The sequence below is a fragment of the Streptomyces sp. NPDC101110 genome (genome assembly GCF_044759525.1).
Lineage (GTDB): Bacteria > Actinomycetota > Actinomycetes > Streptomycetales > Streptomycetaceae > Streptomyces.
The window spans coordinates 27,261-50,668 of sequence record NZ_JBIVZM010000015.1; the positions used below are offsets into that span (position 1 = coordinate 27,261).

23 protein-coding genes and 1 tRNA gene are annotated in these 23,408 nt (G+C 73.4%); 13 read left to right on the forward strand and 11 right to left on the reverse strand.

The window, feature by feature from the left end; translation table 11 throughout:
• Nucleotides 1–66: 66 nt before the first annotated feature.
• Nucleotides 67–1,464 (reverse strand): sensor histidine kinase, encoded by a 1,398-nt coding sequence (locus ACIQU3_RS29910; protein ID WP_403726681.1) that lies wholly within the window; start codon nt 1,462–1,464, stop codon nt 67–69.
• Nucleotides 1,461–2,159 carry a response regulator transcription factor gene (locus ACIQU3_RS29915; RefSeq protein WP_403726685.1) on the reverse strand — a complete coding sequence of 233 codons (699 nt, stop codon included), beginning with the start codon at nt 2,157–2,159 and terminating at the stop codon, nt 1,461–1,463. Before ACIQU3_RS29915 ends, ACIQU3_RS29910 begins: the two co-directional genes overlap by 4 nt.
• A gap of 131 nt (nt 2,160–2,290) precedes the next feature.
• On the opposite strand from ACIQU3_RS29915, the gene ACIQU3_RS29920 reads away from it, so the two are divergent.
• Complete coding sequence (locus ACIQU3_RS29920; protein WP_403726688.1) at nt 2,291–2,800, forward strand: hypothetical protein; 510 nt, start codon at nt 2,291–2,293, stop codon at nt 2,798–2,800.
• 43 nt (nt 2,801–2,843) lie between these two features.
• Here the strand turns inward: ACIQU3_RS29920 and ACIQU3_RS29925 are convergent, their stop codons facing one another.
• Together ACIQU3_RS29925 and ACIQU3_RS29930 are read right to left on the reverse strand one after the other, a co-directional pair.
• Nucleotides 2,844–3,713 (reverse strand): spermidine synthase, encoded by an 870-nt coding sequence (locus ACIQU3_RS29925; RefSeq protein WP_403726691.1) that lies wholly within the window; start codon nt 3,711–3,713, stop codon nt 2,844–2,846.
• Between the two features lie 66 nt (nt 3,714–3,779).
• Complete coding sequence (locus tag ACIQU3_RS29930; protein WP_403928676.1) at nt 3,780–4,181, reverse strand: hypothetical protein; 402 nt, start codon at nt 4,179–4,181, stop codon at nt 3,780–3,782.
• Between the two features lie 296 nt (nt 4,182–4,477).
• Here ACIQU3_RS29930 and ACIQU3_RS29935 point away from each other — a divergent pair, with 296 nt between their 5' ends.
• Nucleotides 4,478–5,929, forward strand: coding sequence for a hypothetical protein (locus tag ACIQU3_RS29935; RefSeq protein ID WP_403928679.1), 1,452 nt, complete (start codon nt 4,478–4,480; stop codon nt 5,927–5,929).
• Between the two features lie 4 nt (nt 5,930–5,933).
• Here ACIQU3_RS29935 and ACIQU3_RS29940 read toward each other — a convergent pair whose 3' ends face one another.
• A complete protein-coding gene (locus tag ACIQU3_RS29940; protein ID WP_403726700.1) occupies nt 5,934–6,527 on the reverse strand; it encodes a histidine phosphatase family protein in 594 nt (197 codons plus the stop codon).
• Nucleotides 6,528–6,714: 187 nt separating this feature from the next.
• Between ACIQU3_RS29940 and ACIQU3_RS29945 the strand changes: the two genes are divergently transcribed.
• The 8 genes from ACIQU3_RS29945 (at nt 6,715) to ACIQU3_RS29980 (ending at nt 13,435) form a co-directional block, all read left to right on the forward strand.
• Nucleotides 6,715–7,725, forward strand: coding sequence for a phosphatase PAP2 family protein (locus ACIQU3_RS29945; protein WP_403928682.1), 1,011 nt, complete (start codon nt 6,715–6,717; stop codon nt 7,723–7,725).
• A complete protein-coding gene (locus ACIQU3_RS29950) occupies nt 7,676–8,848 on the forward strand; it encodes a hypothetical protein (protein ID WP_403928868.1) in 1,173 nt (390 codons plus the stop codon). The genes ACIQU3_RS29945 and ACIQU3_RS29950 overlap by 50 nt, the downstream gene beginning before the upstream one ends.
• Entirely contained in the window at nt 8,839–10,431 is a 1,593-nt protein-coding gene (locus ACIQU3_RS29955; protein WP_403928685.1) for a hypothetical protein, read from the forward strand. Before ACIQU3_RS29950 ends, ACIQU3_RS29955 begins: the two co-directional genes overlap by 10 nt.
• Nucleotides 10,428–11,762 (forward strand): AAA family ATPase, encoded by a 1,335-nt coding sequence (locus tag ACIQU3_RS29960; protein WP_403928688.1) that lies wholly within the window; start codon nt 10,428–10,430, stop codon nt 11,760–11,762. Before ACIQU3_RS29955 ends, ACIQU3_RS29960 begins: the two co-directional genes overlap by 4 nt.
• On the forward strand, nt 11,759–11,893 hold the full coding sequence (locus ACIQU3_RS29965; RefSeq protein WP_403726711.1) for a hypothetical protein: 135 nt from the start codon (nt 11,759–11,761) through the stop codon (nt 11,891–11,893). Before ACIQU3_RS29960 ends, ACIQU3_RS29965 begins: the two co-directional genes overlap by 4 nt.
• Before the next feature lie 188 nt (nt 11,894–12,081).
• A complete protein-coding gene (locus ACIQU3_RS29970) occupies nt 12,082–12,450 on the forward strand; it encodes a hypothetical protein (protein ID WP_234847858.1) in 369 nt (122 codons plus the stop codon).
• Nucleotides 12,451–12,582: 132 nt separating this feature from the next.
• The gene (locus tag ACIQU3_RS29975) at nt 12,583–13,368 is read left to right on the forward strand and encodes a bifunctional DNA primase/polymerase (RefSeq protein ID WP_403928691.1); all 786 of its coding nucleotides are present in this window, start codon (nt 12,583–12,585) and stop codon (nt 13,366–13,368) included.
• A tRNA-Lys gene (locus ACIQU3_RS29980) sits at nt 13,359–13,435 on the forward strand. The genes ACIQU3_RS29975 and ACIQU3_RS29980 overlap by 10 nt, the downstream gene beginning before the upstream one ends.
• Nucleotides 13,436–13,517: 82 nt before the next feature.
• Here ACIQU3_RS29980 and ACIQU3_RS29985 read toward each other — a convergent pair.
• Nucleotides 13,518–14,813 (reverse strand): M6 family metalloprotease domain-containing protein, encoded by a 1,296-nt coding sequence (locus tag ACIQU3_RS29985; protein WP_403726717.1) that lies wholly within the window; start codon nt 14,811–14,813, stop codon nt 13,518–13,520.
• A gap of 277 nt (nt 14,814–15,090) precedes the next feature.
• Between ACIQU3_RS29985 and ACIQU3_RS29990 the strand changes: the two genes are divergently transcribed.
• Complete coding sequence (locus ACIQU3_RS29990; RefSeq protein ID WP_403726721.1) at nt 15,091–16,956, forward strand: putative bifunctional diguanylate cyclase/phosphodiesterase; 1,866 nt, start codon at nt 15,091–15,093, stop codon at nt 16,954–16,956.
• Here the strand turns inward: ACIQU3_RS29990 and ACIQU3_RS29995 are convergent.
• From ACIQU3_RS29995 to ACIQU3_RS30010, 4 genes are all read right to left on the reverse strand, one after another.
• Nucleotides 16,869–18,038, reverse strand: a complete 1,170-nt coding sequence (locus tag ACIQU3_RS29995) for an LLM class flavin-dependent oxidoreductase (protein ID WP_403726724.1) — start codon at nt 18,036–18,038, stop codon at nt 16,869–16,871. The genes ACIQU3_RS29990 and ACIQU3_RS29995 overlap by 88 nt on opposite strands.
• Nucleotides 18,039–18,128: 90 nt before the next feature.
• A complete protein-coding gene (locus ACIQU3_RS30000) occupies nt 18,129–18,398 on the reverse strand; it encodes a hypothetical protein (protein WP_403726726.1) in 270 nt (89 codons plus the stop codon).
• A 341-nt stretch (nt 18,399–18,739) separates the two neighbouring features.
• On the reverse strand, nt 18,740–19,471 hold the full coding sequence (locus tag ACIQU3_RS30005; RefSeq protein ID WP_403726729.1) for an aspartate/glutamate racemase family protein: 732 nt from the start codon (nt 19,469–19,471) through the stop codon (nt 18,740–18,742).
• The gene (locus ACIQU3_RS30010) at nt 19,468–20,283 is read right to left on the reverse strand and encodes a decarboxylase (RefSeq protein ID WP_403726731.1); all 816 of its coding nucleotides are present in this window, start codon (nt 20,281–20,283) and stop codon (nt 19,468–19,470) included. Before ACIQU3_RS30010 ends, ACIQU3_RS30005 begins: the two co-directional genes overlap by 4 nt.
• A gap of 197 nt (nt 20,284–20,480) precedes the next feature.
• Here ACIQU3_RS30010 and ACIQU3_RS30015 point away from each other — a divergent pair, with 197 nt between their 5' ends.
• Both ACIQU3_RS30015 and ACIQU3_RS30020 read left to right on the forward strand, forming a co-directional pair.
• Nucleotides 20,481–21,428, forward strand: coding sequence for a D-2-hydroxyacid dehydrogenase (locus ACIQU3_RS30015; protein ID WP_403928694.1), 948 nt, complete (start codon nt 20,481–20,483; stop codon nt 21,426–21,428).
• 17 nt (nt 21,429–21,445) lie between these two features.
• The gene (locus ACIQU3_RS30020; protein WP_403726736.1) at nt 21,446–22,864 is read left to right on the forward strand and encodes an amidase; all 1,419 of its coding nucleotides are present in this window, start codon (nt 21,446–21,448) and stop codon (nt 22,862–22,864) included.
• Here ACIQU3_RS30020 and ACIQU3_RS30025 read toward each other — a convergent pair.
• Nucleotides 22,845–23,339: a DUF3830 family protein gene (locus tag ACIQU3_RS30025; RefSeq protein ID WP_403726740.1), complete on the reverse strand. Its 495-nt coding sequence runs from the start codon at nt 23,337–23,339 to the stop codon at nt 22,845–22,847. The two genes, ACIQU3_RS30020 and ACIQU3_RS30025, sit on opposite strands and share 20 nt — an antisense overlap.
• Nucleotides 23,340–23,408 lie beyond the last annotated feature (69 nt).

Sequence of the window (23,408 nt, forward strand, 5' to 3'; positions counted from 1 at the left end):
GTCAAGAGCCGTTGCCTCCATTTGTCGAAACGTGACCGTCCCGTGAAGGCGCGAGGTCGGGAGGGCTCAGCGGGACCGGGCGCGGTTGTACACGGTGGCGAGCCGGCCGGGGCGGCGGCGCCGCAGCTGCCGGTGTCCCCCGCCGGCCGGGGCGCGGCCGTCCAGCTGGATCCAGATCCGCACCTCGGTCCCGCCCAGCACCGAGGAGCCGATCCGTACGTCCCCGCCGGTGGACTCCGCGAGGCGGCGCACGATGTCCAGGCCGAGCCCGGTCGAGCCGTCGTTCCCGGAGCCGCGGCCGCGCGCCATCGCCGCCTCCGGGTCGGGTATGCCGGGGCCCGCGTCGGAGACGAGGACGATCACCGCGTCCTCGCCGTTGTGCACGTCGACCGCGAAGGCGGTGCCCTCCGCGGTGTGCCGGAAGACGTTTCCGAGGAGCGCGTCGAGCGCGGCGGCCAGGTCGGCGCTGGCCACGGGGATGCGCACCGGCCGGTCGGCCCCGGCCACCCGCCACTTGCGGCCCTCGTCCTCGGCGAGCGCCGACCAGAACGCCATCCGCTCGCGGACCACCTCGGCCGCGTCGCACCCGGCGCCCGGCCCGGCCGCGGCCGTCTGCGGCTTGGCCTCCCGCGCCGTGCGGATGATGGTGTCGACCTCGCGCTCCAGCTGCTCGACCGCGGTCCGGGTCTGGTCGGCGGCCGGCCCCTCACCGAGCGAGGCGGTGTTGAGCCGCAGCACGGTCAGGGGCGTGCGCAGCCGGTGGGACAGGTCGGCCGCGAGCTCCCGCTCGTTCGCCAGGAGCTGGACGACCTGGTCGGCCATCGAGTTGAACGCGACCGCCGCGAGGCGCAGTTCGCTCGGGCCCTCCTCGGGCACGCGGGCACCCAGCCGGCCCTCCCCCAGGTCGTGCGCCCCCTCGACCAGGCGCTGAGCGGGCCGGACCATGCGCACGCCCAGCCGGTCGGCGACCGCGACCGAGCCGAGGATCAGCGCCACCCCGACCCCGGTGAGCACCGCCCAGGCCGTCCCGACGCCGTTGGTGACCTCGGACTCCGGCACGTACACCTCGACGACCGCGATCCGGCCGGTGCTGAGGGCGACCGGCTGGAGGAGTGTCCAGCCGCCGGTGACGCCGGTGGTGGAGGCGCGGCCCAGCTCGCGCACGGCCGCGATGTCCTCGTCGGCGGCGCGAGGGCGGCCCAGTTCGAGGGCGGCCCGGCCGTCTCCCGCGGGGAGGTGCACGGCCATCCCGGCGTCGGAACCGGCAGCGGCGACGACGCGTTCGAGCTGGTCGCGGTCGGTGGTGATGGACAGGGCGGGGGCGACGGCCGCGGCCTCCCGCTCGGCGTTGGAGAAGGCACGGTCGCGGGCCAGCTCGCGGATGACGAGTCCGAGCGGAACCGCGAAGGCGACCACGACCATGGTGGTCACCGCCAGCGACACCTTGACCAGGGCCCACCTCATCGCGGCGCCCCCGGTGGTTCGAGCTTCACGCCGACGCCCCGAAGGGTGTGCAGATAGCGCGGGTTGGCCGCCGTCTCGCCCAGTTTCCGGCGCAGCCAGGACAGATGGACGTCGATGGTCTGGTCGTCGCCGTAGGACTGCTGCCACACCTCGGCGAGCAGTTCCTTGCGGGGGACGACGACGCCGGGCCGGCGGGCCAGGAAGGCGAGCAGGTCGAACTCCCGGCGGGTGAGGTCGAGTCGGGTGCCGTCCAGCTCGGCCTGGCGGCGCAGCGGGTCGACGGTCAGGCCGCCGACGCGGATCGCGGGGGACGGCTCCCCGTCGGCGGCGCCGGAGCGGGCACGGCGCAGCACGGCCGCCATGCGGGCCGAGAGGTGCTCCACGGAGAAGGGCTTGGTCAGGTAGTCGTCCGCCCCGGCGTTGAGCAGCCGGACGATCTCCGTCTCGTCGTCCCGGGCGGTGGCGACGATCACCGGGACGTCCGTGATCCCGCGCAGCATCTTCAAAGCCTCGGACCCGTCGAGATCGGGCAGTCCGAGGTCAAGGATCACCACATCGAAGCGGACATGGGCGACCTCGCGCAGCGCCTCCAGCGCCGTCCCGACACTGCGCACGGTGTGCGAGGCGTCGGTCAGGTGCCGGATCAGCGCGGAACGTACGAACTGGTCGTCCTCGACCACGAGCACACTTGCCATGCGCCGCACCGTACGCCATCTCGAACAACCGGGTGCGGGGCTGTGGACAACTCCCCGGCTGTGGGCAACTTGCCCTCGGGGGACTGCGTTTGCGGGCGACGTGTGGGGCGCGTGAGGCAGTATGGCCCGCGATGCGCAGAGGACTCGTACACGTACTGGCATGGCTGCTCGCCACGGGCGCGGCGGTCACGCTGTCGTGGTGGGGCGTCCACACGGTGATGGCGGGAACGGCCTACGACCCGCCGCGCGCCCTGCCCGTCAAGGCCGCCGACACGTCGTCCACGCGGGAGCCGAAGGCGTCGGCCGCACCGCCGGAACGGACGCCTCCGCCGAAGCGGCGGCAGCCCGGCACGTCGGCCGCGTCCGAGAAGCCGGGTTCCGCCCCCTCGCCGCCGCCCGGCACCGCCCCCGCCGCCTCCGGCCGGGTCAGGAGCTATGACACCGACGGCGGCCGGGCGGTCTTCGACCTCGGGAGGAGGTCCGCCTCGCTGGTCTCGGCGACGCCCGGGGCGGGCTGGTCGATGCAGGTGTGGAAGACGGAGTCGTGGATCCGCGTGGAGTTCTCCTCGGGCGCGGACCGGGTGTCGGTGTTCTGCACCTGGCACGACGGGCCGCCGCGGGTGGACGTGGGGACCTACTGAGCGCTGTGCGCTGCCGTCGGCGCCCACGAGCCGTCATGGCCGGTCATGTGAACACCGATGCGGGCGGTGCCGGTGACGCCACCGCCGCGAGGTCCGTGACGGGCACGGCCCCGCCGGTGAAGTCGGTGAGCGTCCTGCCGTGCTCGACCCGGGCCGGGTGCGGGTCGGAGGCGGCGAGGCGGGTCAGCTCGGCGACGGGCAGTGGACGGTCGGAGGCGACCAGGACGGCGTTGCCGAAGCGCTTGCCGCGCAGCACCGCCGGATCCGCGACCAGTGCGAGCTGCTCGAAGCGGGCGGCGGCGGTGGCGATCTGGCCGCGCAGGTGGGCGAGCGGCGGTCCGTCGGCGAGGTTGGCGGCGTAGACACCGCCGGGTGCGAGGGCCCTGCGCACGTCGTCGAGGAACTCGGTGGAGGTCAGGTGGGCCGGGGTCCGGGCGCCGCTGAACACGTCGGTGATGACGAGGTCGGCCCAGCCGTCCGGCACCTTGGCGAGGCCCGCGCGGGCGTCCGCGGAGCGCACTCGTATACGCGCGTTCGGATCCAGCGGCAGCTCCCGGCGGACCAGGTGCACGAGGGCGCCGTCCCGTTCGACGACCTGCTGGGTGGAACGGGGCCGGGTCGCGGCGATGTAGCGGGCGAGGGTGAGGGCTCCGCCGCCCAGGTGCACGGCGCGCAGGGGCCTGCCGGGCGGTGCGACGAGGTCGATCATGTGGCCGAGGCGGCGCTGGTACTCGAAGGACAGGTACGCCGGGTCGTCCAGGTCGACGTGCGACTGCGGGGCCCCGTCGATCACCAGGGTCCAGGCCCGGGCCCGCTCGCGATCGGGGATGAGCTCGGCGAGCCCGCCGTCGACGCTCTCCACGACGGGCTGAGCGCCGGCCTGTCTGCGTCGGCCGCCCTTGGACTTTCCCATGGGGTCATTATCGGGGTCGTCTGTTAAGGGGGGCGTACGCTCCTGCCGCCTCGTGGACGAGGAGCCTCAGCGGCAGCTGTCCGCCGCCTTGATCATCCGGGCGGCCTCGCCCAGGGCCTCACGCAGCACCGCGGGGTCGGTCGCGAGGTCCGCCTCGCCGGGTGGCAGCAGCCAGTCCGAGCCGGCGACGGGAGGCCCGGGCGTCAGGGCCGGTCCGCTCAAGTCTCCTTCGGTTTCCGTGCAGGTGCTTCCCGGCACGTCCCACGCGGCGGCCGTCCCCGGCGGCACGAGGAAGCCCAGGGTGTCGCCGCCGCCATCGTGCAGGACGGGTCCCACCGCGTCCGCCGGCCCGCGGCGCAGGATGTCGACCGCCTCCAGCCCGTGCCGCGCAGGCACCGTCACCACATCGCAGCCGGCCGCCGGTGCACCCGGCGGCGTACGAGGATCGTTGATCCGGCTGGTCTCCATCCGGCCTCCACCACGAGAACCCCTGCTTGGACGAGCGGTCGGGAGCGGGGGCCTCCCGGTCCGGGAAGTTCAACGCGGCGGAGCGTCAACGGCTACGGCGGAAGTCAGCCACAAAGGATGGCACTTCATGGCAGATCACGGATGAGATATCCGGTTTGTAGCCAAACGCTGCGTGGTGGCTCCATCACAGCAGGTACGTTCTTGCTCGCCGGACACGGGGCGGATCCTGTGGTCGATCCATCACAAGTCACCCCCGGTCCGGCATGGTTCGACGGTTCGCACGGGAGGACCCGGCCATGGCGTCGTCAACGGTGACCTCGTCTCAACCCAACCGGCCGCCACGGCCCAATCTCGTCTTCCGGCGGCTACGCGGACAGCGCTCGCCGACCGAGTTCGCCGCGGCGATCCGGCGCGCCGGACTCGAGATCGGTGAACAGGTCAGCTGTGACGCTCGCTACATCGGCCGGGTCGAAGCGGGCGAGATCCGCTGCCCCAACTACGCGTACGAACGGGTGTTCCTGCACATGTTCCCCGGCCGCACGCTGACCGACCTGGGGTTCGCGCCCCGCTCGTCGGTACGCGGACGCCGGGCGCGCGACCCCGAGGACGCGCCCCTGCCGCGCGCCGTGAACCCGGCGAATGCCACGAGTGAGACCAGCAGGGCGTGCGAGCCGTATGAAAGACGGAACCCGTACGACCCGTACCACCCGCACGACACCTACGAGGAGAGCGACGTGCTACGTCGCGCGTTCATGACCGGCGGAGGCGCCACGGTGGCCGCCGCCTCACTGGGGCCCGTCGGCCTCGCCCTCGACGCCGCGGCGGCGCAGCGCCCCGTGCACCGCGCCGGGGCGAGCGACGCGGGGGCCCTGGAAGAAGCCGTCCGCCGGATCAGGCTGCTCGACGACCGGCACGGGGCCGACGGTCTCTACCGGCGCGCCGCCGCCCCGCTGCGGGCCGCCTACGCCCTGCTGGACGCCGGGGCCACCCGGCAGTCGACGGCCGACCGGCTCTACTCCGGCGCCGGTGAACTGGCCATCTCCGTGGGCTGGCTGGCCCACGACTCGGGGCGCTTCGACGACGCCCGCTCGCACTACGCGGAGGCGCTGGCGACGGCCCGGATGACCGGGGATCCGGGTGTGGAGGCGCACGCCTTCTGCAACACCGCGTTCCTGGCGCGTGACGCCGGCCGGCCGCGTGAGGCGGTCCGGGCGGCCCAGGCCGCGCAGCGCGTCGCCCGGCCCGTGGGATCGGCCCGGCTGATGTCGCTGCTCGCGCTGCGCGAGGCGGGCGGCTGGGCCGGACTCGCCGACCGCGTCGGCTGCGAGAAGGCACTGGCCCGGGCCCAGGCCTTCTTCGAACGGGGCCCGTCGGACGCCGACCCGGAGTGGATGAGCTTCTACGGCGAGGCGGAACTGGAGGGCCTGGAGGCGCAGTGCTGGTCCGCCCTCGGGGACTGGCCCCGGGCGGCACGGCACGCGCGCCGGGCGGCCGGGCTGCAGGACCCGCACTTCACGCGGAACATCGCCCTGTACACGGCGGAGCTGGCCGACGACCTCGCGCGCGGGGGCCGGCCGGACGAGGCGGCGGTGGCGGGCATGCAGGTGCTGGACCTGCTGGAGGAGGTCCAGTCGTCCCGCGTGCAGACCATGCTGGCCGCGACGGCCCGGGTGCTGCTGCCGCACCGCCGTGCCTCGGGGGTGTCGGCGTTCCTGGACCGGCACGCCTCGGCGCCGCGCAGGGCGTGAGACCTCATGCGAGGTGCCCCAGGTCGTTCCAGCTCTCGATCGCCGGCTCCCCGTAGGCCCAGCCCAGCACCGACAGCGACGTCGGGTTCAGCCGTATCCGGGCCGCGAAGTCGATTCCGAGGCCGAGCCAGCGGGCTCCGATGGAGCGCAGGATGTGCCCGTGGGCGAAGACCAGGACGTCGCGGTCCTCGGAGCGGGCCCACGAGACCACCTCGTCGGCCCGGGCCGTGACCTCGGCGAGCGACTCCCCGCCCGGGACGCCGTCGCGCCAGATCAGCCAGCCGGGCCGGACGGCCTGGATGTCCGCGGGGGTCATGCCCTCGTACGCCCCGTAGTCCCACTCCAGCAGCGCGTCCCAGGTGTGCGCACGGTCACCGAAGCCGGCGATCTCGCAGGTCTCCCGCGCGCGTGCCAGCGGGCTGGTCCGCACCTCGACGCCGTCGAGGCCGTCGTACGGCGCCCGGTGCAGGCGCTCGCCGAGCAGTTTGGCGCCGCGTCGGCCCTCCTCCAGAAGTGGCACGTCGGTCCTGCCCGTGTGCTTGCCGGACAGGGACCACTCGGTCTGTCCGTGGCGGGCCAGCAGGATGCGCGCGGCCATGGGGAACCTTTCCGGAAGAACAACGCAAGGGGAACTCCTCCATCATCGCGCACGCCCTGGGCGGGCAACCCGGGGGGCGATCCCTGCGTCTTCGAGGGCCGGAGGCGCACCCCGTGGCGCGCGCCCACACCGTAAAGTGACACGGCCGAACGGGTTACGCGTGATGACGAAGGGGGAGGACGATCGGATGCCGCACACCGATACACCGGGCACCGAGGCTGCCCCCGCGCCCAGGCTGCGCTGGTGGACCGAGCTGCCGCTGATCCTGCTGGTGTACGCGTGCTACTCGGCCGGCCGGCTCCTGGCCCGCGGCGACGTCTCCGGCGCCGTCGACAACGGTCTGACGATCCTGCGCTCCGAGAAGGCGCTGTATCTCAACTTCGAGCACCCGCTCAACCGTTTCTTCACGCGCGAGGCCTGGATAGGCATACCCGCCGACTTCTGGTACGCGTCGCTGCACTACCTGGTCACCCCGGCCGTGCTGGTGTGGCTCTTCCGCTCCCGGGCCGTGCGCTACCGCGCCGCGCGCACCTGGTTGATGACGTCCACCCTCATCGGTCTGATCGGCTTCACCCTGCTGCCGACCTGCCCGCCCCGGCTCCTCGACGCGAGCCACGGCTTCGTGGACACGATGGCCCAGTACAGCTCCTACGGCTGGTGGGGAGGCGCGGCGAGCGCGCCGCGCGGCATGGGGAACATGACCAACCAGTACGCGGCGATGCCGAGTCTGCACGTCGGCTGGGCCCTGTGGTGCGGCGTGATGCTGTGGCGCTTCGGCGGTACACGCGCGACGAAGGCCGCCGCCGTCGCCTATCCGCTGATCACGACGATCGTGGTCATGGGCACCGCCAACCACTACTTCCTCGACGCGGTCGCGGGCGCGGCCGTCATGGGCGCCGGGCTGCTGCTGGCGCCGCTCGTGATGCGCACCGCGGACCGGGTCAAGGCGCGGTTCGTACTGTCGGCACCGGTCGCGGCGGACACTCCGGCCGACCTCACCGCCGGCCTCCCCGCCTCGACCCCCACCGACTCCGCCGCCGCCTCTCCCGCCACGGGTTCCTCGATTGTCAGTGCCGGATGCCAGACTTCCGCGGGTGAGCGAATTCCACGGCAGCGCGAGTCGCGGCTCGGAGCGGGAGCCGAGCCGGGTGCCTCCCCCAAGGACGCGGGGGACGGCGCTCCGGCACCGGCTCGCTGAGCTGCGCGGCCCCGACGTACCCGCGAAGGCACTGGACGCGCGCGCCCTGGCGGCGCTGGCCGCCAACCCCGGTTGTGCGCGGCGCGCGATCCTCGACGGCGCCGGGGTGAACAAGGCCGCACTGGCGAGCGCGCTGGGCTCGCCGTCGGCCTTCGGGCAGTCGCAGTTCGCGCTCACCAGAGGCAACGCCTTCGAGGCGAAGGTCAAGGCCGACGGCGGGGCGGAGCTGCTGCGGCTGGTGCACGACAAGCTCGACCGGTCCGCCGAGCCGCCCGTCGCCGCGCGCGTACCGGACCTGACGGCGACCGGCCCCCGGGGGCGTACGGCCCGTACGGAGCTGGAGCTGCGGGAGGCCGCCGCGCACCCGGGCACATGGACGCTGCTCGACCATCCGATGCTGGCGCTGGACGTCGCGGGCTCCCCCGCGTTCCTGGAGCCGGACGCGGTGGTGGTCCATCCGGACGGCAGCTGGACGGTCGTGGAGATCAAGTCCTTCCCCCTGCTGGACGGTTCGGCCGACCCGGCGAAGGTCGGGGCGGCGGCCCGGCAGGCGGCGGTGTACGTCCTGGCCCTGGAGGAACTCGCCGCGCGGCTCGGCGCGGAGCGGGAGGGCGACGCCGGTGCCGCAGGGGCCGAGGGGGGTTCGGTGTCCGCCCCGCGTGTGCGGCACCGGATCCTGCTGGTGTGTCCCAGGGACTTCTCCAACCTGCCGGCCGCGTCCGCAGTCGACATCCGCAAGCAGCGGGCGGTGACGGCCCGCCAGCTGGCCCGGCTGACCCGCATCGAGGACATCGCCGACGCGCTGCCCGAGGGCACGTGCTTCTCGCCCGAGCTGCCCGCCGAAGCGCTGGCGGCGTCCGTGGAGTCGGTCCCGGCGACCTACGCGCCCGAGTGCCTGTCGGCGTGCGAGCTTGCCTTCCACTGCCGGAGCCGGTCCCGCGAGGCGGGCGCGGTGACCTCGCTCGGGCGCCCGGTGCGGGCGGAGCTGGGCGGTCTCACGACCGTGGAGGACGTCCTCGCCGCCGCGCGCGGCGAGGCGGGCGATCCCGGCGACCCGGCCGTGGCGGCCCTGCGGCGCGCGGCCGCCCTGCGTGCCGAGGCGCTGGAGGCGGCGTGTCGCTGATCTCCACCCTGGCCCGCCTCGAAGCCGTCAGCACGGGCCGCGCCCAGCCCTCCGCCACCGTCCGGCACCGGCATCTCGGGGACCGCCCGCTGGTGTTCGTGCCGCTGACCACCGCCGGTGAGGCCGGCGCCCCGCTCGGCGCGCTGGTCGGCACCGACCGGGACGCGCCCCGTCTGCTGGCCGTTCCGCAGCCCCGCGACCGCGACCTCAGGTTCGCGTTCCTGGCCGAACTGGCCGGCATCGTGCTGCCGTACATCGACTCCTACGCCGAGACCGTGGAGGCCGCCGAGCGCACCGAGACCGACCCGGAGACCGGCAAGCGCGTCAAGGTCGAGGTCGACCTGTGCGCGGACGCGCCGCAGCTGATCGTGCCGAGCCGGGCGGGCATCGACCTGGTGCGGCTGCTCGGGCGCTCGATGCGGTTCCGGCGTACGGCGGAGCAGGATCCGGAGGCGCCCTACCCGGCGCCGCCGCGGGTGCCGCTGCTCGGGCGGTGGCTGACGCACTTCGGGGAGCGTGCCCGGGTGCCCGGCTCCTCGCTGCTGCTGGCGATGACCGACGTGCTGGGCCGGCACTGGGTGACGGGCCAGTCCACCTTGGAGGACCAGCATCTGGGGGCGCTGCTCGCCTGGATCGACCCGCCGGAGGGTGTCACCGGTGCCGAGGCCGCGCTGCGGGCCGAGCTGGAGCGGGACGCGCAGGGGCAGCTGACCTGTCCCCCGGCCGGTCCGGCCACCGACCCGGCGTTCGACAACAAGCTGCTCGCCCCGGCCATCGAGCGTTACGACCGGGCCCGCACCGCCCTCGCCGCCGCCGAGGACGGCCTGGAGGCGGACGACCGGCTCGGTGCGCTGACCGCCGCCGAGCGGGAGATCCGGGAGCTGGTCCTCAGCCGCACCCGGCCCACCTGGGACGCGGTCTGGCGCGGCCTCGACCTGCTGCGGGAGCTGCCGGAAGGGGCGCGGGTCGAGGAGCGGTGGACCCGCGACCGCTGGTCGTTCACCGGCCACCGCGACCGCGTCCTGGCCGGCGAGCCGCCGCAGCCGCGCCGCGACGACGCGGTCACCGCGGCGAACAAGCTCGCCACGCGCGAGCGCGAGCAGGCCCGGCTGGAGGCGCAGGAAGCCCTCGACGACCCGCTGGTGATGGCGGGCCGGCGGCTGTCCGGGGAGGCGTTCGCCGGTGAGGTCACCGATGTCGCGATGGCGTACAGCGAGGGCAGGAGGCCGAGCCCCCGCCCCCTGGTCACGGTGCGCACGGACGACCGGCCGCATCTCGGCGAGCGCACCAAGGTGTACCGCTCGCTGGGCGGGAAGCCGCAGTCGGCGGAGTTCGTCGCGGCCGAGGAGGACGGTGCGGTCGTGGTGCTGCGAGTGCTCGACAAGATGGGCCGCGGCAAGGAGCCCGAGCCGGGTTCGGTGCCGGAGAAGGGCGACCGGGTCTGTTTCACGCTGTTCGAGCACGAGCAGCGGGGCGGCGCGAAGCTGCCCGACCCGGAGGAGACGCCGTGGACGCACGGCGGGCCGCCCGGTGAGGCGACCCTGGAGGCCGCCGACCCGGTGACCGAGGAGGATGTGCTGTGACCACGGTGTTCGATCCGTCGGCCGCCGCGGCGCAGGCCACCGACGCGATCCTGCACGACACGCTGCACGGCACCGCCCGCGGTGTCGTCGTGGACTCCCCGCCGGGTGCGGGCAAGTCGACCCTGGTGGTCCGGGCGGCCCTGGAACTGGCCGAGGCGGGCCACCCGCTGATGGTCGTCGCGCAGACCAACGCCCAGGTCGACGACCTGGTCGTGCGGCTCGCCGAGAAGAACCCCGACCTGCCGGTGGGGCGACTGCACAGCAGCGACTCCGACCCGTACGACAAGGCGCTCGACGATCTGGAGAACGTCCGCAAGTCCGCCAAGGCGGCCGACCTCGCGGGGCTCGCGGTGGTGATCTCCACGGCGGCGAAGTGGGCGCACGTCAAGGTCGACGAGCCGTGGCGGCACGCGATCGTCGACGAGGCTTACCAGATGCGCTCGGACGCGCTGCTCGCCGTGGCCGGGCTGTTCGAGCGGGCGCTGTTCGTGGGCGACCCGGGCCAGCTCGACCCGTTCGCGATCGTGGGCAGCGAGCAGTGGGCGGGGCTGGCGTACGACCCGTCGGCCTCGGCGGTGACGACCCTGCTCGCGCACAACCCGGACCTGCCCCAGCACCGACTGCCGGTGTCCTGGCGGCTCCCGGCCTCCGCGGCGCCCCTGGTCTCGGACGCGTTCTACCCGTACACGCCGTTCCGCAGCGGCACCGGCCCCGGCGAACGGACCCTTGCCTTCGGCGTGCCGTCGGACGGTTCGGGCCCCGACCGGGTGATCGACGAGGCGGCCGAGTCGGGCTGGGGCCTGCTGGAGCTGCCCGCCCGGCACACGCCGCGCACGGACCCGGAGGCGGTCCGGGCGGTGGCCGTGGTCGTACGGCGTCTGCTGGACCGGGCGGGCGCCGCGACCTCGGAGCGCTCTTCGGCCCCCTCACCCCTCACGGCGGACCGGATCGCCGTCGGTACGGCCCACCGGGACCAGGCGGCCGCGGTTCGCGCGGCCCTGGCCGGCCTCGGCGTCACCGACGTGGTCGTGGACACGGCGAACCGGCTGCAGGGCCGCGAGTACGACGTCACGGTGGTCCTGCACCCCCTCTCCGGCCGTCCCGACGCCACGGCCTTCCACCTGGAGACGGGCCGCCTGTGCGTCCTGGCCTCCCGCCACCGGCACGCCTGCATCGTGGTCTGCCGAGCGGGGGTGACCGGCCTCCTGGACGACTATCCGTCGACGGAGCCGGTCCAGCTGGGGACGGTGGTGAAGTTCCCGGACGGCTGGGAGGCGAACCACGCGGTCCTGGCGCACCTGGCGGAGCACCGCGTGAGCTGGCGGCCGTGAGCGGTGCCTCCCACGCGCACTCACCCCCTCGCCGGCCGGAGGCGGCCGATGAACACAGCCCGGACGGCTGGGAGGCGAACCACGCGGTCCTGGCCCACCTGGCGGAGCACCGCGTGGTCTGGCGGCCGTGAACGGTGCCTTCGCACCGTGCGGCGGCCTTGATGTGGCCGGAAAGCGACGTGTCCCCGACGCCCTGACGAACACCGGGTGGTGCGACAGCCGTACCCACTACCGCGATGCCCACTTGCGCGCCCGCGAGACAATGGACGGTGGCCCATCCACCGGGAGGGTCGTGCGCGACGTACGAGGAGGAGAAGACATGGCGGAGCCCACGCCGCGTCGGAACGAACCGCGGCTACGCCCCGCGCCCCTGCTCTTCGAGCCGGCGGAGGCGGCCTCCGACCCTGAGCACTTCTTCGACCTCGAGTCGATCGACGACCCCCGGGCGCTGCTGGCCCGGGCGACGGAGCTGACGCTGGCGTTCCGGGCCGCTGCGGACCGGGCGGTGGAGTTCCAGGCAATGGCGGCGGCGCAGCTGGCCGATCCGAGGAAGTTCGACCGGCTGACGACCGCCGACATCGCCGAGCGGGCCGAGTGGACCGAGGACTACGCCAAGAAGATGGTCGAGTTCGGGCGGGACCTGATGCGGGGCGGCGTCGAGGGCCGGGGACCCGGCGGCACCGTCTGAGACGCCCTGCGCGCCCCTTCCCGATCACCTGGCATATGCCAGGCGGGCAAGATACCCCCTCCCACCCGCTCCTGTCCCGATTTCCCGCAACCCTTGGGAACCGCACGCTCACGGCCGGTAGACCTGCACGTCATGAGCAGCGCATGGAACGCCTCCGATGTCACCCCGGACGGGGCCGCCTGGCTCGCCTCGGCAGGAACGTATCCGCGAAGCACGCTCGCCCTCTGGGAGGAGCGGCCGGACGCCCCGGTCGTGCTGCCCTGCGGGGCGGTCTTCGACGTGGTCAGCGCCCCCGCGCTGTTCGGCCGGCGCATGCTCGACCGGCTGTGGGACGACGGCCCCGGCTCCGGGCCGGTCGCGGAGTTCCGGGGCCGAATGCTGCTGTTCGCCGCCCCGGGGACGGCACAGCGACTCCCCACGCTGCTGGAGTGGGAGGAGTGGGGCACGCGCGGCCGGGGGGACCGCCGTACGGACTCCGTTCCGCCGCTGCTGTGCCACGGCACCGGCGACGCGGTGACCGTCCCGGCCCCGTCGCAGCGCACCCTCCCCACCGACCTGACCCCGACCCCGCCGGAGCGCACTTCCACCGCTGCACCGGCCCCCGCGGAGCGCACCCATCCCGCCACCCCGGCCCCGTCGCAGCGCACACACCCCGCCACCCCGGCCCCGTCGGAGCACACCCGCCCGGCCCTCGCGGACAGCCCCGTCCCGACCCATCCGGCGCCCGCCGGGGCCGCCGGCCCGGTCCGCTCCGCCTCCCGTTGGCTCGTCGCCCCCGACACCCGTCAGCCCTGGCTCCCCGGCCCCGAAGTACTGCTCTGGGCGGCCGTCCGGGCTGCCCGCTCGGCAGTGCGGATTTCGATTTTTCCTCCCCCCGACCAGGATGCTAAGGTCTACGACGTCAGCAGGCGCCGCTAGCTCAGTTGGTTAGAGCAGCTGACTCTTAATCAGCGGGTCCGGGGTTCGAGTCCCTGGCGGCGCACCAGACGGCGAAAGGCCCCTCGCGAGAGCGAGGGGCCTTTCGCATGCCCCGCAGAGCCTCAGCACCAGCAGAGCCCTCGGCGTCCTCAGCGCCCCACCGTGATCTTCACCGTCCACGCCCCCGAAGCCGTACGCCCCTCCACCTTCACCCGCACCTCTTCCCCCGGCACCGTGAAACTCTCCCCGATGCCGATCGGGGCGTCCGCGAGGGGCGGATAGACGGAGCTCTCCCAGCACGCCTCGGTGCTCGGGTGGGCGTCGATCACCTGGATGGGCCCGCCCCCGGACTGCGCGCCGCCCCGCACCCGGTACACGAGCACCCCCTGCCGGCACGCGGCCGCGTCGTTGCCGACCGGCCCCCGCGCCTCGAAGGCGAGCACGCTGTCGACCCCCGTCCGCACCACCGCGAGCTTGGCACCCCGCCCAAGGCCGAAGGCCTGCGCCCCCGCGGTCCCCGTCGCCGGGGCCCCCGGTCCCGCGGTCAGCGGCTCCAGGGTCAGCCGGGCGGGCCCGGCGTCCTGCACGCACCGCACCTGCCGGGAGTCCAGCCAGCCCAGCTTCCACTTGTGCCAGGCGAAGAGGTCGGGCGCGAGCCCGAACTGGCTGCCCATCAGGTCCCAGTCGCCCACGTGCGTGTCCCAGTCGCCCTTGCCGTCCACGGGCCGGTGGTACAGGTCGGGCAGGTCGAACACGTGCCCGGTCTCATGGGCGAGCACGAGCCGGTCCGGCGGGTGCTGTTCGAACACCGTGACGATCCGGCGCAGGTCGGTGCCGTCGGCCCGCAGCGGGCTCGTCAGGTTCACCACCTTGGTGGCGTCCGAGTCGACGCCGGGCGCGTCGGGGTCGGCGACGAAGTACACGACGTCGTAGCGCGAGAAGTCGACCCGGGGGTCGGCCACCGCGAGGGCGTCGCGCAGGTAGGCGGCCCGGCGCTCGGGGCTCCAGTCCCGCTTTATGTCGTACGCGGTGGACGGCTTCGGCATCCGGATCCAGTGCCGCAGCGCGTGCGGGCGCAGGGTGAAGCGGCCGTAGGAGGCCTGTTCGAAGAAGCGGGTGGTGGCCGGGAAGTGGTCGGCGGTCAGCTCCTGCGGGGTGGCCAGCGGGTGGGAGTCAGGGAAGGACAGGAAGACCATGACCGCGTCCAGGGTCCGGGCCGGGCGCGGGTAGGCGGCGTTCCAGGTGTCCAGACCCTCCGAGTGATGGGCGTCGGTCCGGGTCAGGGCACAGGGCGCCGCCGAATCGGGTTCGGCGGCCGAGGGCCCGGCACCGAGGGAGGTGGCGGCGAGCGCCGACATGGTGGTGAACACGGCCGCGGTACTGCGCAGTCGGGCGCGCGGAAACGGACGCGGCACGGGTACCTCCGGGTACGGTTCGCGGGACACCGCACCCAGCCTGTGTTGATTTGTCGTACTGCGCCCTGTTTGCCTGCACCGGTCGGGTGAAGGGGTCGAAAAATCACGGAAGGCGACACCCTCGAAGCACTCACAGAACGTCACAACTGGTCGGGGGCTTGAAGAAGGCGTCCAGGTGCGCGCAGAAACGATCTGGCAGAAGGGCCGGTTGGCCGGGAAGACTGGACACCGGCTGGAAGGCACTGGGGCCAGCCTCTATGATCGGCACACTTTCCTGACCTTTCCTGCACGGACAGAGATCGAATACATGCGGGAGCGAGCGGTGAGCGGAACCTTCGAAGGGCCGGCGCCCGCAGCAGACCTGGACCGGCCGGTCGTCACAGAGAGTGAGATCCATACGTCTCCCCGTACCGGGCCACCGTCCCGGCAGCCCTACCTCGCCGCCTTCACGGCCGCCCCGCTCGCGATGGCGGTCGTGGACCGCGAGGGCGCGGTCGTCAGCGCCAACGACGCGCTCGCCGCGTTGCTCGGCGGCGACCGGGAGGAGCTCGCCGGGTCCGTCGCCGCCGACCTGGTCGACCTCACCTCCGACGCCCGGACCTGGCACGCCTACCGCGAGGTGCTGCGCGGCCGGCAGTCCCGGCTGCGCTGCACACGCCGGCTCAAGCACCCCGACGGGCACTCGTTGTGGGTGCAGGTGACGGTCACCCCGCTGCCCGTCGAGGACAGCGGCGTCCTGCTGTCCGTCGCCGACATAAGCGACCGTCGGGAACTCCAGGCCCGGCTACGGCACTTGCAGATGCACGATCCGGTGACCCGGCTGCCCAACCGCACCCTGTTCTTCGAACGGCTGTCGGCCGCGCTGGAGGCGGAGTCGTACGAGGAGAGCGGCACGGGCCGGATCGGGCTGTGCTACCTGGATCTGGACGGCTTCAAGGCCATCAACGACACCCTCGGCCACCGGGTCGGCGACCGGCTGCTGGCCGCCGTCGCCGAGCGCCTCACGCGCTGTGCGGACGAGGCCGGCCACGCACGGACCAGCACCCCGCTGGTGGCCCGGCTCGGCGGTGACGAGTTCGCTCTGCTCGTCGAGGACTCCACGGGCACCGAACAGCTGGCCGAGCTGGCCGAGTCGGCGCTGCGCGCGGTCCAGGACCCGTTCGACATCTCCGGGCAGCGGCTGTCGGTCTCCGCGTCGATCGGGGTCGTGGAGCGGCACGCTGCGGGCACGACACCCACCGCTCTGATGCAGGCGGCCGACACCACGCTCTACTGGGCGAAGGCCGACGGCAAGGCCCGCTGGACGCTGTTCGACCCGGAGCGCAACGCCCACCGGATGACCCGCCAGGCCCTCGCCTCCACGCTCCGGCCGGCCATCGACCGCGGCGAGTTCCAGCTGGAGTACCAGCCGCTGGTGGGCATGGAGGACGACCGGCTGCACGGGGTCGAGGCGCTCATCCGATGGAATCATCCCCAGTTCGGCGTACTGACGCCGAATCGGTTCATCGGACTCGCCGAGGAGGACGGTTCGATCGTCCCGCTGGGCCGCTGGGTGCTGCGTACGGCCTGCGAGCAGGCCCGGCGGTGGCAGCTGGACCACCCGGACGAGCCGCCGATCTTCGTCAGTGTGAACGTGGCCGTGCGGCAGGTCTGGGACTCGGACCTGGTGGCCGACGTGGCGCAGACGCTGGAGGGGACGGGCCTCGCGCCGCACCTGCTCCAGCTGGAGCTGACCGAGTCGGCGGTGATGGGCTCCGCGGGGCGGCCCCTGCAGACCCTGAAGGCGCTCAGCGACATGGGGGTGCGGATCGCCATCGACGACTTCGGCACCGGCTACTCGAACCTGGCGTACCTGAGCCGGCTGCCGGTGTCGGTGCTGAAGCTGGACGGGTCCTTCGTGCGCGGCTTCCAGTACGACGACCGGGAGGCGGCGGCCCGCGCCAACCCGGCCGACGAGGTCGTCGTCGAGGCGATGATCCAGCTCGCGCACCGGCTCGGGCTGACCGTCACGGCCGAGTGCGTCGAGACCTCGGCGCAGGCCACTCGGCTGCGCAGCATCGGCTGCGACACCGGACAGGGCTGGCTCTACTCCCGTCCGGTGTCGCCGGACCGCATCTCCGAGCTGCTCGGCACGCCGGACGTGTCGGCGGAGGCGGGCGTCGGCAAACCGTAGGCGTCCGCGATGAGTTCGTAGGAGCGGAGGCGGACGTCGCCGCCGTGCGCGTTGGCCGTGATCATCAGCTCGTCGGCGCCGGTGCGCTTGGCGAGGTCGTCCAGGCCGGAGCGGACCTCGTCCGGGGTGCCGTGGATGACGTTGGCGTTCCAGGAGTCGACGAAGTCGCGCTCCATCGGGCTGAACTCGTAGGCCTCCGCCTCCTGCGGGGTGGGCACGAGGCCGGGGCGGCCGGTGCGCAGCCGGACCATGCTGAGGGCGGCGGCCAGCACCTGCCGGCGGGCCTCCCGCGCCTCGTCGGCGGCGAACGCGGAGACGCCGATGAGGGCGTACGGCTCGTCGAGCACGGCGGACGGCTGGAAGGACTCGCGGTACAGGTCGAGCGCCGGGACGGTGTTCTGCGCCGAGAAGTGGTGGGCGAAGGCGAAGGGCAGGCCCAGGGCGCCGGCCAGGCGGGCACTGAAGCCGGAGGAGCCGAGGAGCCAGAGCGGCGGGCGGTGCGGGGACTGGACGCCGCCTGGGCTGGTGGCCTGGACCGGACCCGGTACGGCATGGATACGGCGGTAGGGATGCCCGTCGGGGAAGTCGTCGTCGAGGAAGCGGGTCAGCTCGGCGAGCTGCTGGGGGAAGTCGTCGGCGCCCTCGTTCAGCCGGTCGGTGCGGCGCAGGGCGGCGGCCGTGGCGCCGTCCGTGCCGGGGGCGCGGCCGAGGCCGAGGTCGATCCGTCCCGGGGCCATGGCCTCCAGCGTCCCGAACTGCTCGGCGATCACGAGCGGGGCGTGGTTGGGCAGCATCACGCCGCCCGAGCCGAGGCGGATGCGACCGGTGTGGGCGGCGAGGTGGGCCAGGATCACGGCCGGGGACGAGGAGGCCACACCCGGCATGGAGTGGTGCTCGGCGACCCAGTACCGGTGGAAGCCGCGGTTCTCCGCGAGACGGACCAGGTCGACGCTGGTGCGCAGGGCGTCGGAGGCGGTGCGGCCGGCCCCGACGGTGACCAGGTCCAGTACGGAGAGGGGGACGGGGGCGCTGCCCTGCGCCGCGCCGCGTATCTCGTCGCCGCGTGTCTCGTCTGCCGCCACGGTGGGGTGCCTCCTGCTGTGGGCCGTGTGTTGTCGTTCCGGCTCTAACAGGGGACTGTCTCCGGTTGTTCCCGGGGTGCGGCAGGGTGGTCAGGCGGCCCGCTCCCAGTCGCTGCGCACGCTGTCACGCGGGGGCCTGCGGTCGGCCTTCTCGCGGGCGCGCAGGACGGTCCAGGCGAGGACGGCCGCGCCGGTGAGCCACCAGGGCAGCTGCCACACGGCACCCCACCAGCGGAACCGGGGATGGACGAAGGCGTCCACGGCGGCACCGGCCATGGCCGCGGCCAGGCTCCAGCACAGCAGGCGCCCGGCCAGCTGGACAGCGCTTGCAGAGGATCTGAACGGGACCGGTACGGCCATCGGGGAGTCCTTCACGGCACGACTGGCTGCGGACGTGGTCAGTGTGCACGCGATGGGCGAGAGAAGGGGAACGCGCTTTCGGTCAACCCACGGGTCGCGTGATGCGGCGGAGTTGAGCATTCCTCAGCATCGGGCGGGAAGTTGGAGCGCTTTTGCCCCGCTCCGCACCGAAGAAGGGGTGGGACCGATTCCGGCCCCCATGAAGGAGACGCTCCTGGGCAGGGTGCCCTTTCCCGGCCGCCCCGGGGCACACGGGTTCCATGGACCCCGGTCGGGATCCATGGAACCTCACCTCGCCGCCCGCGGCAGTGGCCACCGGGGCGAGGATCAGGCCGTGGGGCTCACACCTGGACGATCGGCTCCCTCGTGAAGAGCGCGCCCAGCTCCGGCGCGTTCACCCGTCGGTCCGCCAGGCGCAGCGCCTCCCAGACCGTGACCTGGTTGGCGGTGAGGACCGGCTTGCCGAGTTCCTTCTCCAGGGCCGGGATGTGGGCCGCCGTGTGGAGGGCGGTGTCGGGCAGGAGCAGGGCCTCGGCGTCGGGGTGGTCGGAGTTGCGGGCCAGGGCGAGGAGTTCGGCCTCGCCCCAGGTGCCGACCTCGGCGGCGGTGATGATGCCGGAGCTGCTCACCGACACGACCTCGAGGCCGGCCGCGCGGAGGAACTCGGCGAACAGCTGCGCCACGTCCTCCGGGTAGGTCGCACCGATCGCGACCCTGCCCGCCCCCACCTCCCGCACGGCGTGCGCGAACGCGAAGGACGTGGACGACGCCGGCATGCCGGCCGTCTGCGCCAGGGCGCGGACCTGCTCCTGCGCGCCGTCCCAGCCGTAGACGAAGCTGCCGCTGGTGCAGGCCCACACCACCGCGTCCGCACCGGCGTGCCGCAGTTCCTGGACTCCCGCCGCGAGCCGGCCCGCCGAGCCCATCTCCAGCAGCGCGTCCACCCGGTGCGCGTCCTCACCGATGTCGGTGTGCACCAGGTCCACCCGGATGTCGCTGCCCAGCAACTGCTCGATGCGCGGATAGTCGTCCTCGGCGGAGTGGCCCGGGTAGAGAAATCCCAGTGCTGTCATGTCCAGCCTTCCTGCTGCTGCTCTTCTTCCGGCAGTACGGGACCGGGGTCCGCCCCCGGCGCTGCGGGACCGGAACGCGCCGCCGGATTGATCAGCGCTTGGTACGGCCCCACCGCACGGGTACCCAGTCGGCGCAGTGCCGCCCACATCGTCACTTGGTTGGCCGAGATCACGGGGATGCGCAGCTCCGCCTCCAGCTGGGGGATCACGTCGTACGTGGGCAGGTTGGTGCAGCTGATGAACAGCGCGTCGGCGTCGGCGCGGACGGCCCGCCGGGCCATGTCCACCACATCGCGGTAGGGGACCTTCCAGATGTGCCGGGTCAGCCCCATGAAGGCGCAGCCGGAGATCGTCACGCCGGCCTGGGCGACGTAGGCCTCCAGTGACTGCGTCACCGAGACCGTGTACGGCGTCACCAGCGCCACCCGGCGCACGTCCAGTTCCACCAGGGCCTCCAGCAGCGCGCCGGAAGTGGTGATCGCGGGGACGGCACCGGCCCGGCTCATCGCCTCGCACATGGCCCGCTCGCCCATCATGCCGCCGACGAAGCTGCCCGATGTGCAGGCGTAGGCGACGACCTCGGGGGCGATCGCGGTGAGCGTGCGGACCGCCTCGCTCAGCGTCTCGTGCTCGCTGACCAGGCGGGCCAGGTCGAGACTCACCTCGACCGGCACGAACGGTGTGCGGGTCACATGGAGGGAGACCTCGTCCGGCACCCAGCGCCACAGCTCGCGGTCGAGTGCGAAGTCGAACGGGGCGACGACGCCGACCCCGCGCTGCGGGCCGGGCCCGCCGAGAAATGAGACGTCCATGGCAAGCACCGGCCTCACGCTGGGCAACTAGTGTGCAACGGATCGTGGGAACGCCCGTGTTGACGACGGTAGGTTCGGGTGCGAGCGTGGTCAATCCGCCCGGATCACTCCCTGGTCAACACCGGGTTAACTCGTCGTCACCGACCGGCGCCACGGGGCCGGCCGGCCCCGCCGAACGGCTGGAGAAACGGCTGCTCATGTCCACCCCCACGCTCCTCGTCCTGGACGCCGAACCCCTCCCCCGCCTCGGCCGCCTCACCGGCCGCGCCCGTATCGAACACACCGACGCGGCGCATTTGGCCGAGCGCCTCCCGCGCGCGGACGTACTCCTGGTGTGGGATTTCACCTCGCGCGCCGTGCGGGACGCCTGGCCGGGCGAGGGTCCGCGGCCGCGCTGGGTGCACACGGCAAGCGCCGGTGTGGACCATCTGATGTGTCCGGAACTCGCCGCCTCCGACACGGTGGTGACGAACGCGCGCGGTGTCTTCGACCAGCCGATCGCGGAGTACGTCGCCGCGCTCGTACTGGCGATGGCCAAGGATCTGCCGAGGACGCTGGAGCTGCAACGGGAGCGGACCTGGCGGCACCGCGAGTCGCACAGGATCGCCGGGAGCCGTGCCGTGGTGGTCGGTTCCGGTCCGATCGGCCGGGCGATCGCGCACACCCTGGGGGCGCTGGGCATCACGACCGCGCTCGTGGGCCGAGCCGCGCGCTCCGGCGTGCACGGCCCGGAGGACCTGGACCGGCTGCTGGCGCGCGCCGACTGGGTGATCGCGGCGGCGCCGCTCACGGACGAGACGCGGGGGATGTTCGACGCCCGCCGCTTCGGCCTGATGCAGCCGTCGGCCCGGTTCGTCAACATCGGCCGCGGTCAGCTGGTCGTCGAGGACGCGCTCGCCAAGGCCCTGGCCGAGCGCTGGATCGCGGGTGCCGCCCTGGACGTCTTCGAGGCCGAACCCCTGCCCTCCGGCAGCCCGTTGTGGCGGGCGCCGGACCTGATCGTGTCCCCGCACATGAGCGGCGACACCATCGGCTGGCGTGACGAACTCGGCGCCCAGTTCGTGGAGTTGTTCGAACAGTGGGCGGCGGGGGAGCCGTTGAGGAACGTGGTCGACAAGCAGCGTGGGTACGTACCTGGTCACTGACGTTCCTGGGAGGGTGGATGACCGAGCTCACCGAGCTGACCGCCGTACGGCTCCTCGAGGGGTACCGCAAGGGCGAGTGGAGTCCCGTGGAGGCGACCCGGGCGGTGCTGGAGCGGGCCGAGGCGATCCAGCCGGAGGTGAACGCCTTCGTCCGGCTGACCGCCGAGGACGCGCTGGAGCGGGCCCGGGAGTCGGAGGAGCGATGGCGGCGCGGTGAGCCACGGGGGCTGCTGGACGGGGTACCGGTCACCGTGAAGGACATCCTGCTGCAGCGCGGGGCGCCGACCCTGCGCGGCTCCAAGGCCGTGGACCCGGCGGCGGGGCGCTGGGACGAGGACGCCCCCTCCGTGGCCCGGCTGCGGGAGCACGGGGCGGTGTTCATCGGCAAGACGACGACGCCCGAGTTCGGCTGGAAGGGCGTGACGGACTCGCCGCTCAGCGGGGTGACGCGCAACCCGTGCGGCCCCTCACGCACGGCGGGCGGGTCGAGCGGCGGCAGCGCGGCGGCCGTGGCGCTCGGGGCGGGGCCGCTGTCGCTGGGCACGGACGGCGGCGGCAGTGTCCGCATCCCGGCGTCGTTCTGCGGGATCTTCGCGCTGAAGCCCACGTACGGGAGGGTGCCGCTCTACCCGGCGAGTGCGTTCGGCACGCTGGCGCACGTCGGGCCGATGACCCGGGACGCGGCCGACGCGGCGCTGCTGATGGACGTCATCGGTCACCCGGACGCACGCGACTGGTCCGCGCTCGCGGCCCCGGCCGGTCCGTACACGGACGGTCTGGCGGGCGGGTCCGGCGTACGCGGGCTGCGGGTGGCGTACTCGCCGTCGCTGGGCGGGCAGGTGGCGGTGCAGCCGGCGGTCGCGAGGGCGGTGCGGCGGGCGGTGGAACGGCTCGCGGAACTCGGCGCGTACGTCACGGAGACGGACCCGGACCTCACCGACCCGGTGGAGGCCTTCCACACCCTGTGGTTCAGCGGGGCCGCCCGGGTGACCCAGCACCTGGGCCCGCGGCAGAAGGAGCTGCTGGACCCGGGCCTGCGGGAGATCTGCGCGCGGGGTGCCCGCTACTCGGCCCTGGAGTACCTGGCCGCGGTGGACGTCCGGATGGACCTGGGCCGCCGGATGGGCCGCTTCCACGAGGGCTACGACCTGCTCGTCACGCCGACCATGCCGCTCACGGCCTTCGAGGCGGGCGTCGAGGTACCGAAGGGTTCCGGCCATCGGCGGTGGACGGGCTGGACCCCGTTCACCTACCCGTTCAACATGACGCAGCAGCCCGCGGCGAGCGTGCCGGTCGGCTCCGACGCGGACGGTCTGCCCATCGGGCTGCAACTCGTGGCCGCCCGGCACCGGGACGATCTGGTGCTGCGGGCGGCCCACGCGCTGTACGAGGCGGGGCTGGCCTCCGCCGTCCGGCCTACGCCCGCCGGAAGCTGAGCGACTCCCCCGCCGCCCCCGACCTCCACAGGTCGTTGCACGCCTCGGCCATGCTGTCCAGGCCGTCGACGACCTGGCCCCAGACGATGCCGGGGACCCAGCCGACGTCGCCGTTGAGCAGGAGGTTGTTGCGCTCGTAGAACAGGGCCAGGTCGACGAGGGTGGTCCCGGCGCGGACCTCACGGTCGTAGCCGTACGCCTTGGTCCCCAACTCCGCCCCGGCGAAGGTGAAATAGCACAGATCGCCGGGGATCGGAGTGATGGTGGGGTTCTCCAGGGGTGGCTCGGCTCGGGCGAAGGGCGGGAAAAGCGCGTAGATCTCGTTGCGTGCGTACTTCGCGTGGTAGACGTCGCCGGCCAGCGGAAGGGAATCCCAGACGGCCGCGCAGGTGATCGGCGCGCGGTCGTCCAGCAGCCTGGCCGTGCAGGTCACGTCACGCTTGACCAGCGAGACTTCGATGTAGCGATCAGCCATGCCCTCCATGGGAGTGCCCGCCGCCGCTGGGGTCAAGAGCGCACGGGGTACGTGGGGGGCTTGAAAAGA

Excerpts from the sequence above, each read along its gene's own strand:
- ACIQU3_RS29935 (WP_403928679.1), top strand. The coding sequence starts at position 4,478 with ATGGCGTCGTCAACGGTGACCTCGTCTCAACCCAACCGGCCGCCACGG.
- ACIQU3_RS29925 (WP_403726691.1), bottom strand. The coding sequence starts at position 3,713 with ATGGGAAAGTCCAAGGGCGGCCGACGCAGACAGGCCGGCGCTCAGCCC.
- ACIQU3_RS30010 (WP_403726731.1), bottom strand. The coding sequence starts at position 20,283 with ATGGACGTCTCATTTCTCGGCGGGCCCGGCCCGCAGCGCGGGGTCGGC.
- ACIQU3_RS29945 (WP_403928682.1), top strand. The coding sequence starts at position 6,715 with ATGCCGCACACCGATACACCGGGCACCGAGGCTGCCCCCGCGCCCAGG.
- ACIQU3_RS29910 (WP_403726681.1), bottom strand. The coding sequence starts at position 1,464 with ATGAGGTGGGCCCTGGTCAAGGTGTCGCTGGCGGTGACCACCATGGTC.
- ACIQU3_RS29975 (WP_403928691.1), top strand. The coding sequence starts at position 12,583 with ATGAGCAGCGCATGGAACGCCTCCGATGTCACCCCGGACGGGGCCGCC.
- ACIQU3_RS29970 (WP_234847858.1), top strand. The coding sequence starts at position 12,082 with ATGGCGGAGCCCACGCCGCGTCGGAACGAACCGCGGCTACGCCCCGCG.
- ACIQU3_RS29940 (WP_403726700.1), bottom strand. The coding sequence starts at position 6,527 with ATGGCCGCGCGCATCCTGCTGGCCCGCCACGGACAGACCGAGTGGTCC.
- ACIQU3_RS30025 (WP_403726740.1), bottom strand. The coding sequence starts at position 23,339 with ATGGCTGATCGCTACATCGAAGTCTCGCTGGTCAAGCGTGACGTGACC.
- ACIQU3_RS30015 (WP_403928694.1), top strand. The coding sequence starts at position 20,481 with ATGTCCACCCCCACGCTCCTCGTCCTGGACGCCGAACCCCTCCCCCGC.
- ACIQU3_RS30020 (WP_403726736.1), top strand. The coding sequence starts at position 21,446 with ATGACCGAGCTCACCGAGCTGACCGCCGTACGGCTCCTCGAGGGGTAC.
- ACIQU3_RS29990 (WP_403726721.1), top strand. The coding sequence starts at position 15,091 with ATGCGGGAGCGAGCGGTGAGCGGAACCTTCGAAGGGCCGGCGCCCGCA.
- ACIQU3_RS29920 (WP_403726688.1), top strand. The coding sequence starts at position 2,291 with ATGCGCAGAGGACTCGTACACGTACTGGCATGGCTGCTCGCCACGGGC.
- ACIQU3_RS30000 (WP_403726726.1), bottom strand. The coding sequence starts at position 18,398 with ATGGCCGTACCGGTCCCGTTCAGATCCTCTGCAAGCGCTGTCCAGCTG.
- ACIQU3_RS29930 (WP_403928676.1), bottom strand. The coding sequence starts at position 4,181 with ATGGAGACCAGCCGGATCAACGATCCTCGTACGCCGCCGGGTGCACCG.
- ACIQU3_RS29915 (WP_403726685.1), bottom strand. The coding sequence starts at position 2,159 with ATGGCAAGTGTGCTCGTGGTCGAGGACGACCAGTTCGTACGTTCCGCG.
- ACIQU3_RS30005 (WP_403726729.1), bottom strand. The coding sequence starts at position 19,471 with ATGACAGCACTGGGATTTCTCTACCCGGGCCACTCCGCCGAGGACGAC.